Origin of the sequence: Falsiroseomonas sp. HW251 (assembly GCF_050563545.1) — a bacterium.
In the GTDB taxonomy this organism is placed as follows: domain Bacteria; phylum Pseudomonadota; class Alphaproteobacteria; order Acetobacterales; family Acetobacteraceae; genus Falsiroseomonas.
This window is the reverse complement of record NZ_JBNXUM010000009.1, coordinates 115,299-128,823: the sequence shown is the minus strand read 5'-3', so window position 1 is coordinate 128,823 and position 13,525 is coordinate 115,299. Positions and strand designations below refer to the sequence as shown.

Below are 13,525 nucleotides of genomic sequence, written 5' to 3'. Positions count from 1 at the left end.
AGCCAGCGTGGTCAGCGGGCGCGGCCCTCATCGCCGAAGGCCGTGAGTTGCGGGCGGGCCGGTTCCTCGGCCACGACCGCGCCGCGGCCGCGCAGCGGGCCCGTGGGGAAGCTGTAGAGCCGCTCGGTCCCCAGCAGGAAGGCGCGGCCGCCGCGGGGAAACAGCGCGGCGATGGCGGGATCGGCGACGTCGAGCCCGCCGGTATAGGCACCGAAGGCCGGCAGCAGCAGCTTGCGCCCGTCCGACAGGAAGCAGGGCCGCGTGACGCCGACGCCGCGGGTCGGCGCCGTGGCCTTGGGATGGAAATGCCCGGAGAGTTCCGCGACTGCGCCGGGTCTGCCGATGTGGCGGAAGGTGAAGGGCGCCAGGCGGATCTCCTCGACCGCCGCGCCGGGCAGGCCGGCGGGCGGCACGGGGTCGTGGTTCCCGAGGACCCAGGTCACCTCGACCCCCGCCAGCAGCGTGAGCAGCGCGGCGTGATCCGGCGCGGCCAGGCGCGAACAGCCCGCGGCGTCGTGGAAGCTGTCGCCGAGCAGCACCAGGCGCGCGGGGTTCCAGCGGCGCAGCGCCCGGGACAGCCGCTCCAGCGTCTCCTTCGTGTCGTAGGGCGGGACCATGCGGCCGCGCGACGCGAGCGCGCTGCCCTTCTCGAGGTGCAGGTCCGCGACCGCGACCAGCTTCTGCGCGGGCCAGGCGACGACGCCGCAGGGGTCGAGCATCAGCCGCTCGCCGCCGATATGCAGGGGCGCCGGCGCGGTCACGACGCGTCGGCCCGGCGGTTCAGCCGCATGCCGAAGCGCGGCCGGTGCGGCGCCTGGCGCGGGCGCCGCGGGCGGTCGCGGTCGCCGCGGGCGGGGATGGCGTCGGTGAACTCCGCCAGCAGCTCCCCGAAGCGCTCGGCGCCGTCGGTGGCCTCGTCCACCATCGCGGCGGCCTCGGCGAGCAGCGCGTTCTCGGCGCCGCCGGCGACCCATTCCCGGCCCTTCTCGATCAGCGATGGCACGGCGAGCGGCGAGACGCGGTCGAGCGCGCGATGGACGATCCCGCCGCGCTGCGCGCGGTCCAGCATCAGCCCGATGCGCGCGACGTCGGTCAGGCCGGCCGCGGCTTCCTGCCGCGTGGCGCGCAGCAGGATGTGGTCGGGTTCGTGCTTGCGCAGCACGTCGTAGATCAGGTCGGCGGACATGGTCATGCTGCGGCGGGACTTTTCCTGGTCCGGGTGGTTCTTCTCGATGAGACCCGCGACGATCGCGATGTTGCGGAAGCTGCGGCGGAGCATCGAGCTTTCCGCCATCCATTCCTCGAGCTCCTCGCCCAGGATGTCCTGCTCGAAGAGCCGCTCGACGCCGGTGGGCTCGAAGGCCGACCAGCAGGCCAGGACGTAGTCGGTGGCGAGATAGCCGAGCGGCGCCATGCCGAGGCGCTCCATGCGCTTGGTGACGAGCATCCCGAGCGTCTGGTGCGCGAGCTTGCCTTCGAAGCCATAGGCCACGAGGAACCACTTCTCGCCGCGCGGGAAGGTCTCGACCAGCAGCCCGTCGCCGGGCGGCAGGGCGGAGGCGTGGCGCTGCAGGCGCAGCCATTCCTGCACCGGCGGCGGCAGGTGCTTCCACGCCCCGGGGTCGGCAATCACGGCGCGCACGCGGGCGGCGAGCGAGGTCGAGAGCGGCATGCGGCTGCCGCCATAGACCGGCACGCGCGGCACCTGGCCCGAGGCGCGGGTGGCCAGCGCAATCAGGCCGTCGAGCCCTTCGAAGCGCAGCAGCTGTCCCGCGAAGATGAAGGCGTCTCCGGGGACGAGGGAGGCGACGAACCATTCCTCGACCTCGCCCAGCACCGGCCCGCCGCGCAGCCTGACCTTCAGCATCGGCAGGTCCACGATGGTGCCGAGGTTCATCCGGAGCTGCCGCGCGACGGCGTTGGAGCGGACATGCACGCGCCCCTCGGCGTCGCGGAACAGGCGGCGGAAGCGGTCATAGGTGCGAAGGGCGTAGCCGCCGTCTTCCACGAAGCGAAGCGCGTCGTCGAAGTCGCGCCGCGTCAGCGTGGCGTAGGGCTGGGCCTTCGTGACCTCCTCAAACAGCTCGTCCGGGAAGAACGGCCCAGCGACGGCGCAGGCCAGGATGTGCTGGCAGAGCACGTCGAGCCCGCCGGGCCGCGGCGGGTCGCCATCCAGCTCATGCGCCGCGATCGCCTGGCGGGCGGCGAGACATTCCACGACCTCGAACCGGTTGGCGGGAACGAGCACGGCGCGGGACGGCTCGTCCATGCGGTGGTTGGCGCGGCCGATGCGCTGCAGCAGCCGCGCGATGCCCTTGGGCGCGCCGACCTGCACGACCTGGTCCACCGCCCCCCAGTCGATGCCGAGATCGAGCGAGGCCGTCGCGACCACAGCGCGCAGCCTGCCCGCGGCCATCGCGGCCTCCACCTTGCGGCGCTGCTCGACGGTCAGGCTGCCGTGGTGCAGGCCGATGGGGAGGTTGTCGTCGTTCAGCTTCCACAGCGCCTGGAAGCAGAGCTCGGCCTGGGCGCGGGTGTTGACGAAGACGATGGTCACGCCGGCCTCGCGGATGCGCCGATAGACCTCCGGCATCGAGGCGAGCCCCATCTCGCCTCCCCAGGGCAGGCGGCCGTCGGGGAGCTGGAGGTCGATCACGGGCTCGGCGCCGCCGGCCCCGAGCACGAGCCGCACGTCGCCGGGCCGCGCGGTCGGCGAGAGATACGCGCGGAGGTCGTCGGGATGCGCGACGGTGGCCGACAATCCCACGCGCCGCGCCGCGGGCGCGAGCCTCGACAGCCGCGCCATGCCGAGCGCCAATTGGTCGCCCCGCTTGGTGCCGGCGATCGCGTGGATCTCGTCCACGACGATCGCCGACAGGCCGCCGAACATCGCTGGCGCTTCGTCCAGCGTCAGCAGCAGGGCGAGCGATTCCGGCGTGGTCAGCAGTAGTTGCGGCGGCGCCGCCTTCTGCCGGGCTCGGCGGTTGGCGGGCGTGTCGCCGGTGCGGGTCTCGATGCGGATGGGCAGCCCCATCTCCTCGACCGGCGCTGTCAGGTTGCGCGCGATGTCCACCGCCAGCGCCTTCAGCGGCGAGACGTAGATCGTGTGCAGCCCCTCCCGCGGTGCCCAGTGCAGGTCCACTAGGCTCGGCAGGAAGCCCGCCAGCGTCTTGCCGCCGCCGGTCGGCGCCACCAGCAGCGCGCTGTCGCCCGCGCCGGCGGCGTCGAGCAGGGCGAGCTGGTGCGGCCGCGGCGCCCAGCCGCGCCCGGCGAACCATTCCGCGAAGAGTTCCGGCAATGTTCCCACCGGGGCGGAAGATAAAGCCTGCCGGCCCCGGCGCAATGGCGCCCGCGCTACTTCACGGCCCGCTCGAGCAGTTCCCGCGCGATGCCGGCGCCGCTGTCCCGCACCGCCGCCGCGTCCCGCCGGGCGGCGAGCACGGCGTCCACCATCGCCAGGCCGGCGTCGCTGAACTTGCGATAGAACAGCCAGCCGCTCTGCGTGACCCTGGGCAGCTCGGCGGGGTCTGTGAAGACAAAGGGCAGGGGCTGGCGCGACCAGTCCGCGCCCATGATGCCGTCGGGCCCCCTGAAGCCGGGCTGCAGGTGCATCTGCGCGGTCTGGAAGAAATGCTCGTCGGGCATGAGGGAGTAGCGGAAGACCTCGACGTAGTCGGGATGGGCGTCGAGGAAGCCGAGGATCGCGCCGAGATCGGCGTCCGACAGCGCCATCCACTGGCTTCCCTTGTAGAAGGGATAGGGGAAGGCCTGCTTCAGCGGGCGGGTGCGGATGGCGCGGATCGCCTCCTCCACGTCCTGATCCTCCAGCGTCCGGTCCAGGAAGGTCTGGTGGCCGCGCAGCAGGCCGATGGTCGTGTGCGGGATGTAGACGTCGCGCAGGCGGCGGAAGAAGCGGTGCCCGGGCTGCAGGAGGCTGCGCTGCATCACCGTCGGCGTCGCGCCGAGCGCGGCGAGCAGCACCTCGTTCGCGACCAGCGGCAGCGAGTCGCCCGAGATCAGCGCGAAGGAACGGAAGAGCCCGGCCGCGCGCGCGGCGCGGAACAGGCGCAGCGCCACCTCCACCTGGGTGAAGGACGCCCAGTGGTTCGCCTGGCGGTCGGTGAGGAAGGTGACGTGGTCCTGGCCCGGGCCGCGGAAGGGCTGCTCGTCCACGCGCGCGTCGAGATGCACGAAGAGCCGGATGGCGGGATGGCGCAGCGCCTCCGCGAGGCGGCGGAACACGCCCGGATTGGCGTGGGCGATGACGAGCACGGCCAGCGCCGGCGCGCCGCCCGGCCAACGCGTTGCGTCGCGCGGATCAGCCCGCGGCAATGCCGAAACGGTCCAGCAGCGCATAATCCTCCGCATAGAAGGCGCGCAGGCGGTCGACCGTGGCGGGGCAGGGGGCGACCTCGCCCGCGACGCGGCTGATCTGCTTGTGCGGCATCCGGACGTCCTGGCCGGCCCGCTCGGCCAGCAGGACGGCGATGCGGTGCAGCCCGTCCATTCCGACGACGAGCGACAGGCGTCCCACCGCCTTCCCGACATAGGCCATCTGCGACAGGAAATGGTGCTTCACCACGGGCACGGCGTCCATGTAGTCCGCCAGCCTCTCGGCGAAGCTGTCGATGTCGGGCACCGTCACGAGGCCCTTGGCTTCCACGGCCGCCGCGATGCGCGGGTCGCGCGCGACCGCGCGTTCGATGTCCCGGATCTGCTGGATGCGGTTGCGGTAGCCGCTGACGAAGCGCTTCACGGGGTCGCGCAGCACCGCGACCACGTCGTAGTCGAAGATGCCGTCCGGGATCACGCCGCCGTCGGGCATGGAGGGATAGACGGCGTGCACATGCACGGGCTTGCCCTCGCGGTTGCGGAGCGAGGACACGCTGCGGCCGCTCTCGACCTCGAAGAGCATGCTCTTGATGCTGGTGCAGGCATTCTTCGGGACCGGCAGGTAGACGACGCGGAGGCGGTGGCTGATGGCGGCCATGGGTCACCCGGTTCTCGGCCGCGGCGCAGCCGCGCCGCGCGGCGGCGCGCAGCGACGTGGCATGCTCGGCCCTTCAAGCAACGGTCGGCGCGGCGGCATCACGCATGCGCGGGGGCGGCCCGCGCCTTCGCCGGCGGCACCGGCCAGCCCTCGGCCCGCGCGGCCTCGAGATCGCGCCGCCCGGCGAGCACGGCCTCGGCCAGGGCGGGGCCCGAATCGGAGAATTTCCGGAAGAACAGCGCGCGGGTGCTCAAGATCGTGTCGAGCTCGGCAGGGTCGGTGAGTGTCTTCGGGCTCGGGCCGGTCGGCCAGTCCCAGCCCATGAAGCCGGGCCGGGGCGGCACCTTCGGCGCCACGAGCTTGAGCGCGGTCTGGAAGAAGAGCGCGTCGGGGATCAGCGAATAGCGGAAGATGTCCACGAAGGCCGGGTCGCGGTCCATCAGGTCCTCGATCTCGGTGACGTGTCGGTCGGACAGCGCGATCCATTGCCGTCCCCGCCAGACCGTGAAGGTGAACTCGCGCTTGGCCTTCGCCGTGCGCATCGCGGCGAGGTAGTCGTCGAATTCCTCCGGCAGGATGCAGCGGTCGAGGAAGTGCACGCCGTCGCGCACGCGGCCGTAGTTGGTGCGCGGCAGGAAGATGCCGCTGACGCGCTTGTGGTAGGGCGTGTCCGGCCCGATCCGCTGCAGCATCGTCATGGTGGGCGTCGCCGCCAAGGTCCGGACCAGCGCGTCCGTGGTGACGAGGGGCAGCGTGTCGCCGGAGATCAGCGCATGGGACGCGAAGCGCCCGATCGAGCGGGCGGTGCGCATCAGGCGCAGCGCGACCTCGATCTGCGACCAGTCCGCCCAGAAATTGGCGATGCGGTCCGTGACGAAGACCACGTCGGACGTCGCGTCGGTCTGGAACGCCCGCTGGTCCACGCGCACATCCACATGGGCAACGACCTGGATGCGGGGATGACTCAGGGCGCGGACCAGATTCGCGAAGCTGGCGGGGTTGGCGTGCGCTATGACCAGGACTGCGATCCTGGGCTCCGCAGTATCGTCCGAGGTCATCTTACGGGAGGCCCGTCGAGCTGGTCGCAACCACTTGCGGTTTCTTTAGGCGGCTTCGCCGCGTTGTGCAAACCCGCGCCGGCACGACATGAAACCATGGCGAGGCCGTAAGGCCGGCGGCCAGGCGCGGTGGCGGCAGGAGGTGTGCCATCCGATCTCCCGACAGCTGGATGCAGGCGACCCCGAAGGGGCTGTACTGCGTCCCGGGTGACTTCTTCGTTGATCCGCCGCGGCCTGTCGGGCGCGCGGTGATCACGCACGGCCATTCCGACCACGCCCGGCCCGACCACGACGCCGTGCTGGCCACGCCGGAGACGCTGACGATCATGCGCGCCCGGATGGGGGTGGAGCGCGCGGGCCGCGTCCAGCAGGCGCTGCGGCCGGGCGAGAGCCTGACGGTGAACGGGGTCGGCATCCGGCTGGTCCCGGCGGGGCATGTGCTGGGCTCGGCTCAGGTGGTGCTGGACTGGCAGGGCAGCCGGGTCGTGGTCTCCGGCGACTACAAGCGGCGGGCGGACCCGACCTGCGCGGCCTTCGAGCCCGTGCCCTGCGACGCCTTCGTCACCGAGGCAACCTTCGGCCTGCCGGTCTTCCACCACCCGCCGGCGGAGCGCGAGGTCGCCCGCCTTCTGGAGAGCGTGCGGCTGTTCCCGGAGCGCGCGCACCTCGTCGGCGTCTATGCGCTGGGCAAGTGCCAGCGGCTGATCGCGCTGCTGCGCCAGGCCGGCTGGGACCGGCCGGTCTGGCTGCATGGCGGGCTGACGACCCTGTGCGGCCTTTATGAGGAGCTCGGCGTCCCGCTCGGCGAACTGCGGCCGGTGCCGGCGGTGGTGAAGCGCGGTGCGCCGCAGCTGGCGGGGGAGATCGTGCTGGCGCCCTCGGGCGCCGAGGCCACGCCCTGGGTGCGGCGGCTCGCCGAGCCCGTGGTCTGCGCGGCCTCGGGCTGGATGCGGGTGCGGCAGCGCGCCAAGGCGAAGGGGGTGGAACTGCCGCTGATCGTCTCGGACCACGCGGATTGGGACGAGCTGCTGCTGACGGCCGATCAGGTCCAGGCGCCGGAGATCTGGGTGACGCATGGGCGGGAGGATGCGCTGATCCATGCGCTGGGCCTGCGCGGCATTCGCGGGCGAGCGCTGCACCTGATCGGGCGCGGGGAGGAAGACGAGGCCGAAGCGCCACCGGCCGAGGAGGCGGGCGAGTGAGCCTGCCGGCCTTTGCGGAGCTGCTCGAGCGGCTCGTCTTCACCCCCGGCCGCAACGCCAAGCTCGCGCTGCTGCGCCAGTGGTTCGCGGCGCAGCCCGATCCCGACCGCGGGGTGGGCCTCGCCGCGCTGACCGGCGAGCTGTCGCTGCGCGCGGCGAAGCCCGCCCTGGTGCGCGACCTCGTGTCGGAGCGGACGGATCCCACGCTGCTCGCGCTCAGCCACGACTATGTCGGCGACTTCGCGGAGACCGTCGCGCTGATCTGGCCGGTGCGGGAGGGGGTGAACGCGCCGCCGCCTGGCCTGGCGGAGGTGGTGGAGGCGATGGAGGTCACGCCCAAGGTCGAGCTGCCCGGAATGATTGCGGGCTGGCTGGATACGCTCGATGCGAACGGGCGCTTCGCGCTGATCAAGCTGGTCACGGGGGGGCTGCGGGTCGGCGTCTCCGCGCGGCTGGCGAAGACGGCGCTGGCGGAGTGGGCCGGCGTCGAGGTGGATGCGGTGGAGGAGGTCTGGCATGGGGTGGAGGCGCCCTACCGCCCGCTCTTCGCCTGGCTGGAAGGGCATGGCCCGCGGCCGGATCCGCGCGACGCGCCGGTCTTCCGCCCGCTGATGCTGGCCCATCCGCTGGAGGAGCCGGACTACCCGGCGATCGCCGCGGAGACGCATCGCGCGGAGTGGAAATGGGACGGCATCCGCGTCCAGCTCGCCGCGACGTCCGGCGGGCGGCGCGTGTGGTCGCGGGGCGCGGAGGACATCTCGGCCGCCTTCCCCGAGATCGTGGAAGCCATGGATTTCGACGCCGTGCTGGATGGCGAGTTGCTGGTGATGCGCGACGGTGCCGTCGCCCCCTTCGCCGATCTGCAGCAGCGGCTGAACCGCAAGCTCGTCACGCCGGGGATGATGGCGCGGTACCCCGTGGCGGTCAGGCTCTACGACATCCTGTTCGAGGCGGGTGAGGACTTCCGCGCGCTGCCCTTCGATGCGCGGCGGGCGCGGCTGGAAGCGTGGTTCGCGCGCGTGCAGCCCGCGCGGATGGACCTGTCGGCGATGCTCTCCTTCGGCTCGATGGAGGAACTCGCGGCGATCCGCACCGGCGCGCGGGACGCCGCGATCGAAGGGCTGATGATCAAGCGCGCCGACGCGCCCTATGTCGCGGGGCGGGTGAAGGGGTTGTGGTGGAAGTGGAAGCGCGCGCCGCTCAGCGTGGATGCCGTGCTGATGTACGCGCAGCGCGGCCACGGCAAGCGCAGCTCCTACTACTCCGACTACACCTTCGGCCTGTGGCGGCCGGACGGGCAGGGGGGCGAGGAGCTGGTGCCGATCGGCAAGGCCTATTCCGGCTACACCGACCAGGAATTGCTCTGGCTGGACCGCTGGATTCGGAACAACACGACGCAGCGCTTCGGCCCGGTGCGGGAGGTCGAGAAGCGCCTGGTGCTGGAGGTCGAGTTCGACGCGGCGCAGCGCAGCACGCGGCACAAATCCGGCGTCGCGCTGCGCTTCCCGCGCATCGCGCGCATCCGCCGCGACAAGCCGGCGGAGGAGGCTGACAGGCTCGACACGCTGGAAAGGATGATCGTCGGCGTCGAGGCCGCCTAGCGCGCCCTTCCGGCGGGCGGCGCCCCGGCCTAGCCTTGGCCACAACAGTCGCGAGGAGGCCGGGATGGGCGAGACGATGCAGCAGGCCGCACCGCCGGCGGCGCCGGGATCGCGGCGCTGGATCGGGCTGTCGCTGGTGCACCTGGCGATGGTCGTCGCGGCACTGGTCGGCATCGGGGTCACCAGCCTTGCCGGCCCGCCCGCCATCGGCACCCGCAGCGCCGTGGTCTGGATATGGCTGGCGCTGGTGCCGGCCTATTGCGTCGCCTGCATCTGGGAAGGCTGGGCCTATGCCACGGCGTCGCGGCTGCGCACGCGGCTGGTGGTGACGCAGCTGCTGCACTGGGCGGCCTTCCTGGTCGCGATGTACATGCTGCTGACGCCGGAAGCGCGCGGCGTGATGAACGACAACGCGGTCGGGCTCGCGCTGCTGACGCTGCTGGCGATGGGCACCTTCGTCGCCGGCGTGCATGCCTGGTCGGCGCCGGTCTGCGCGACCGGCGTGATCCTGGCGCTGGCCGTGCCCGCGATCGCCTGGGTGGATGCGAACATGCTGCTGGTCGTGGCCGTGGTGCTGACCCTGGCGGTGGTCGCGGCCGGCGTGCTGCTGGTCAGGCGGCGGATGGCGGGCTGAGGCCTTGGCGTCGCGCCGCGCGCTGATCGCCGCCGCGCTGCCGGCCCTGGCGGGCTGCGCGGCCCCGGCGATCCGCGCATCCGCTGCCGCGCCGCGCGACGAAGACGCCGCCCGCCTCGCCCGCCTGGTCGCGGCCTATCCCGCGCATCTCCGCGGCATGGAAGGCGGCGAGCTGGTCTGGGCGGACGGGACGCGCATGCCGAGCGGCGCAGGCCTGCCCGCGCGGCCCTTCGAGGCCATGCTGCGCGACGCCACCATCGCGGACCAGCTCCGTCAGGACTACGCGCCCGGGCCGCTGCGCGAGACGCCGCCCCCCGACCACAGCCCCGGGCGCATCCGCCACGCCAGCTTCTTCCGAAAGCTCTACGGCGACTGCCGGGACCCGCGCACCGCGCCGCCCCTGACGCGGATCACCTGGATGCCGCGCACGCGCCCGCAGGCCATCTCCGTCACGACGGTCAACGACGTCCATCTGCGCCTGGCCCGCGTCATCGAGGCGCTAGAGGCGCTGCCGGACGCGGCGAAGGCCTTCCTCGTGCCCTCGGCCGGGACCTTCAACTGCCGCGACGTCGCGGATACCGGGCTGCCGAGCATGCATGCCTCCGGCGCCGCGATCGACATCGGCACGCGGGGCTCGGACTACTGGGCGTGGTCACGCCCGCGCGGCGCCATGGCGCACCGCAACCGGATCCCCGGGGAGATCGTCGAGGCGTTCGAGGCCGAGCGCTTCATCTGGGGCGGCAAGTGGTGGCACTACGACACCATGCATTTCGAGTACCGCCCGGAGCTGATCGGCTAGCCTTCCGCTACGGCGCCGTGGGGGGCGCGACGGGCGTCACGTCGCGCGCGGCGAGCACCAGGAAGACTGGGGGATAACCGTCCGGCGCCGGCAGCACGCGGCCTTGCGCGTCGGCAGGCAGGCGGCGGCGCGTGACCATGGCCATGACGTTGCCGCCGATGACGTCCACCCTTCCCGGCGCCGTGGCGACCACCACGTCGCAATGGAGCGGCCGCGGCCGGTTGATCGAGGCGTAGCGCTGCGTCCAATGCACCAGTGGCGACGGCGCGCGATCCGCACAGAGCAGGTCGCCGACGGCGGGCGCATGATCCTCCGGCGCATGCGGCTGGAAGGTCGCGGCCTCGGGCGCGGCGCGCCAGCGCAGCAGTGCCGCGTCCACGTAGCGCGCATGCCGCGAGGCGGAAGGCAGGTCGCCCTCCGGGATCCCCGCCCGCCGTGCGACGGCGGAGATGAAGGCGGCCGACCAGGCAGGGCTGCCGTAGTAGTCGATGTCCTCGTAGCGCGGCGCCATGGTGTAGACCGCACCGGGCTGCATCACCTGGCGCAATTGCCGGTGGCGCGCCGCGACGGGCCAGCCGCCGGGCAGCGCGTCCCAGTAGCCGACCAGGCGGTCGAAGCGCTCGGGCGTCGCGGCGGTGTCGGCGGGGCTTGCGTCGGTGAAGCCGTCCACGGTGAGGCGTCCCCAGGCCGTCCATTCCTCCCAGGCCGCTCGGGCCAGGGGGTTGGCGGGCGGCGGCTCCTCGGGCGCGCGCGGCGGGGCGGTGGCGCAGGCCGCGAGGGCGAGCAGCAGCGCGAGCAAGGCGGGATGCACGGGGTGACGTCGCGTCACTGCGTGCCGGCCGTGAAGAGCAGGCCGAGCGCCACGAAGGCCGAGATGCCCAGCAGGCCCGGCACGGCGACGAGGCAGAGCAGCGTCGAGGCAGCGCCGGGCCTGCCATCGTCGCGCAGCGACGCCGCCTGGCGCAGCACCAAGATGCCGGCAAGGAGGACGAACGCCCATGCCGCCAGCCCGGGGAGCCCGGGATCGCCATCCGCCATCGTGCCGGCGAGGGAGGCGAGGAGGACCAGCCCGACGCAGCCGACGGAAAGGAACGCGACGGCCTGCAGCAGGCGATAGGCCATCACCCCCCGGTCACTCCATCCCCGCCAGCAATTGCTGCACGCCGCGGGCCCAGGCGTCCCAGGCCGTGTCGGCGGTCGCCGCCATCTGCTCGGCCACGATGCTCGCCGCGGTCAGGCGGCGGCGGGCTTCCTCGCGCTCGGCGCCGGTGCGGTCCTCGGCCGCGGCGCGGGCGCGCTGCAGTGCGCCGTCGGCGATCTTGGCCTGGCGGATCGCGTTCCGCGCGGCATCGAGCCAGCCGCGCAGCGCCGCCAGGCGCTCCACGACCGTGGCCAGCTTCTCTCGCCCTGGCGCGTCGGCGGACAGGCGGTCCAGCACGATGCGGAGGTTCTCGAGCGTGCCGGGTCCGCCGGGCAGGCGGCGCAGGCTCTGCTCGACGTCGAATTCGCGCCAGCGCAGCAGCAGCGGATCGCCGAGGCCGGCATCCCAGACCGCGAGCTCGTTGCGCAGCTCCCTCTCCCAGGCGAAGCGCAGAGTGGCCTCGCCGCCGGCCAGCACCGTCTCGGTCCGGAGGCCGAAATCGCCCTCGGCCGCGACATCGAAGCGCGGCGCGAAATTGGCGCGACGCGGCAGGTCCACCACCACCCGCGCACCGCGGCCCTGGTCGGCCGCCGCGCGGGGATCGAGGGCGAGCGCGCTTTCCTCCCGCCGTAGCACGCGCACGGCGACGACGCCGCGGCGGGTTTCGATCCCGACCGGGCGCTCGGCGGCGCTGGATGCGCTGCTCAGCCGCACGTCGCGGTCGCGGGCGAAGGCGATCAGGCGCGTCTCCTCCGGCGCCACGGCCCGGACCTCGGCGTCGCCGAGGAACTGCCCGGCCTCCGCGCCCGCCGCGCCGTAGACCGTCGCCAGCCCGTCGGGGAGGGTGTGGCCCGTGGTGTTGCGCAGCCTGACGGCCGAGAGCGGGTTGCGCGCAGTCAGGTCCTGCACCCACCACAGCCGCTCCGCCGGCAGCGTCGCGTCGAGGAAGGGCAGGTTCGCGGTCTCGCCGCCACGCACGGTCACCGGCGAGGGCAGGGTGAAGGCGACGCGCCCGGCGGCGGAGGCGGAGAGCGCGGCGGGCAGGGCGGCGACGGTGTCCGGCGCGCGGTCCGCCATCTCGGCGGCCTGCGTGGCCGGGGCGGGAGCCGGCGCGGCCAATGCGACACCGCCGCGCGCTGCCGGGCCGAAGGCCGGCGCCGGCGCCGGCGGGGGCGGCGGCACGGCGCCCGTGTCGGGGCGGACCTGCACGTTCTCCGCCACGCGCACCGGCAGGGTCGGCCGCTGCACCCGGATCGGCGAATAGAGCGACTGCGCGAAGGCCGCCGGGTTGCCGGAGACCAGCGATAGCCGCACGCCGTCCCAGTCCGCGCCGGTGCGGTTCTCCACCACCGCCCAGCCCTGCAGCCGTGCCTCGCCGGCGCCGGCGGGCACGACCAGGCGCCAGGACGGCTTCCACAGCGGCGCCGCGGCGACATAGGCGACCGAGACGTCGCGCGGCGCGGCCGCGCCGGACAGCCGGATCTCCACGCCGCGGGTGTCGGCGCTGGCGGCGGCGGCCAGCGCCTCCGCGGCGCGCTGGACGCGCGCGGCGAGTTCGGGATCGGTCAGGCGGACCGTGTCGGCTTCCTGCAGCGTGATGCCGCGCAGGCCCTCGGCCGTGACCAGCGTCAGGCGCAGCCTCGGCGCGTCGTTGACCATGGCCTCGTCGGCGTCCACCAGGCGGCCGGTCACGCCGCCCGCCGCGACGGACTGCCCGCGCAGGCCGCGCAGCAGGGACAGGCGGTTCGCGAAATCGTCGGGCCGCAGCGGCAGGCCGCGAAAGGCCTCGGCGGCCAGGTCGCGCGCGGGCAGGCGGACGCCCTGCACCGTGCCGAGGGGATCGCGGACGAGGAGCGACTTCAGCACGTCGTCCACATCCTCGACCGGGACGCGGAAGGCGATGGCGGCGTCGGGCGCGAGGGTGCCGGCGCGCTCGACCTGCGCGAGGCCGGCGTTGGACAGCGTGACGGCGCGCACCGGCAGGTCCTGCGCCGCCGCGGGCAGGGCGACGCAGAGCAGGGGAAGGAGGTGGCGCAGGCGCATGGCGATCACTCCCGGTTGAGAGGGGAGGCTAGCAACGCCGCGTGCCGATTGACCACC

General features: G+C 73.4%; 12 protein-coding genes. 4 read left to right on the top strand and 8 right to left on the bottom strand.

Annotated elements, in window-relative coordinates; translation table 11 throughout:
- Nucleotides 1–11 precede the first annotated feature (11 nt).
- The 5 genes from pdeM to ACLF3M_RS12970 all read right to left on the bottom strand — a co-directional run bounded on the left by pdeM (nt 12) and on the right by ACLF3M_RS12970 (nt 6,048).
- Nucleotides 12–761, bottom strand: coding sequence for a ligase-associated DNA damage response endonuclease PdeM (gene pdeM, locus ACLF3M_RS12990; RefSeq protein ID WP_430657355.1), 750 nt, complete (start codon nt 759–761; stop codon nt 12–14).
- Nucleotides 758–3,307: a ligase-associated DNA damage response DEXH box helicase gene (locus tag ACLF3M_RS12985; RefSeq protein WP_430657354.1), complete on the bottom strand. Its 2,550-nt coding sequence runs from the start codon at nt 3,305–3,307 to the stop codon at nt 758–760. Before ACLF3M_RS12985 ends, pdeM begins: the two co-directional genes overlap by 4 nt.
- A gap of 47 nt (nt 3,308–3,354) precedes the next feature.
- Entirely contained in the window at nt 3,355–4,272 is a 918-nt protein-coding gene (locus tag ACLF3M_RS12980; protein WP_430657353.1) for a beta-1,6-N-acetylglucosaminyltransferase, read from the bottom strand.
- 46 nt (nt 4,273–4,318) lie between these two features.
- Entirely contained in the window at nt 4,319–4,990 is a 672-nt protein-coding gene (locus ACLF3M_RS12975) for a sulfotransferase family 2 domain-containing protein (RefSeq protein ID WP_430657352.1), read from the bottom strand.
- A gap of 98 nt (nt 4,991–5,088) precedes the next feature.
- Nucleotides 5,089–6,048, bottom strand: coding sequence for a beta-1,6-N-acetylglucosaminyltransferase (locus ACLF3M_RS12970; protein WP_430657351.1), 960 nt, complete (start codon nt 6,046–6,048; stop codon nt 5,089–5,091).
- Between the two features lie 170 nt (nt 6,049–6,218).
- Here ACLF3M_RS12970 and ACLF3M_RS12965 point away from each other — a divergent pair, with 170 nt between their 5' ends.
- The 4 genes from ACLF3M_RS12965 (at nt 6,219) to ACLF3M_RS12950 (ending at nt 10,284) form a co-directional block, all read left to right on the top strand.
- Nucleotides 6,219–7,250, top strand: a complete 1,032-nt coding sequence (locus ACLF3M_RS12965) for a ligase-associated DNA damage response exonuclease (protein WP_430657350.1) — start codon at nt 6,219–6,221, stop codon at nt 7,248–7,250.
- A gap of 2 nt (nt 7,251–7,252) precedes the next feature.
- Nucleotides 7,253–8,851 (top strand): cisplatin damage response ATP-dependent DNA ligase, encoded by a 1,599-nt coding sequence (locus ACLF3M_RS12960; protein WP_430657450.1) that lies wholly within the window; start codon nt 7,253–7,255, stop codon nt 8,849–8,851.
- A 64-nt stretch (nt 8,852–8,915) separates the two neighbouring features.
- Entirely contained in the window at nt 8,916–9,485 is a 570-nt protein-coding gene (locus ACLF3M_RS12955) for a hypothetical protein (RefSeq protein WP_430657349.1), read from the top strand.
- A 4-nt stretch (nt 9,486–9,489) separates the two neighbouring features.
- Nucleotides 9,490–10,284, top strand: coding sequence for a M15 family metallopeptidase (locus tag ACLF3M_RS12950; protein ID WP_430657348.1), 795 nt, complete (start codon nt 9,490–9,492; stop codon nt 10,282–10,284).
- Nucleotides 10,285–10,291: 7 nt separating this feature from the next.
- Here ACLF3M_RS12950 and ACLF3M_RS12945 read toward each other — a convergent pair whose 3' ends face one another.
- Genes ACLF3M_RS12945 through ACLF3M_RS12935 form a run of 3 tightly spaced genes read right to left on the bottom strand, consistent with a single transcriptional unit; the run spans nt 10,292 to nt 13,468 of the window.
- Complete coding sequence (locus ACLF3M_RS12945; RefSeq protein ID WP_430657347.1) at nt 10,292–11,113, bottom strand: DUF2272 domain-containing protein; 822 nt, start codon at nt 11,111–11,113, stop codon at nt 10,292–10,294.
- On the bottom strand, nt 11,110–11,406 hold the full coding sequence (locus ACLF3M_RS12940) for a hypothetical protein (RefSeq protein ID WP_430657346.1): 297 nt from the start codon (nt 11,404–11,406) through the stop codon (nt 11,110–11,112). The genes ACLF3M_RS12945 and ACLF3M_RS12940 overlap by 4 nt, the downstream gene beginning before the upstream one ends.
- A gap of 10 nt (nt 11,407–11,416) precedes the next feature.
- On the bottom strand, nt 11,417–13,468 hold the full coding sequence (locus ACLF3M_RS12935; RefSeq protein ID WP_430657345.1) for a DUF4139 domain-containing protein: 2,052 nt from the start codon (nt 13,466–13,468) through the stop codon (nt 11,417–11,419).
- Nucleotides 13,469–13,525: the final 57 nt, after the last annotated feature.

Coding starts and splice junctions, on each gene's coding strand:
- ACLF3M_RS12975 (WP_430657352.1), bottom strand. CDS start 4,990: ATGGCCGCCATCAGCCACCGCCTCCGCGTCGTCTACCTGCCGGTCCCG.
- ACLF3M_RS12970 (WP_430657351.1), bottom strand. CDS start 6,048: ATGACCTCGGACGATACTGCGGAGCCCAGGATCGCAGTCCTGGTCATA.
- ACLF3M_RS12965 (WP_430657350.1), top strand. CDS start 6,219: ATGCAGGCGACCCCGAAGGGGCTGTACTGCGTCCCGGGTGACTTCTTC.
- ACLF3M_RS12955 (WP_430657349.1), top strand. CDS start 8,916: ATGGGCGAGACGATGCAGCAGGCCGCACCGCCGGCGGCGCCGGGATCG.
- ACLF3M_RS12940 (WP_430657346.1), bottom strand. CDS start 11,406: ATGGCCTATCGCCTGCTGCAGGCCGTCGCGTTCCTTTCCGTCGGCTGC.
- ACLF3M_RS12935 (WP_430657345.1), bottom strand. CDS start 13,468: ATGCGCCTGCGCCACCTCCTTCCCCTGCTCTGCGTCGCCCTGCCCGCG.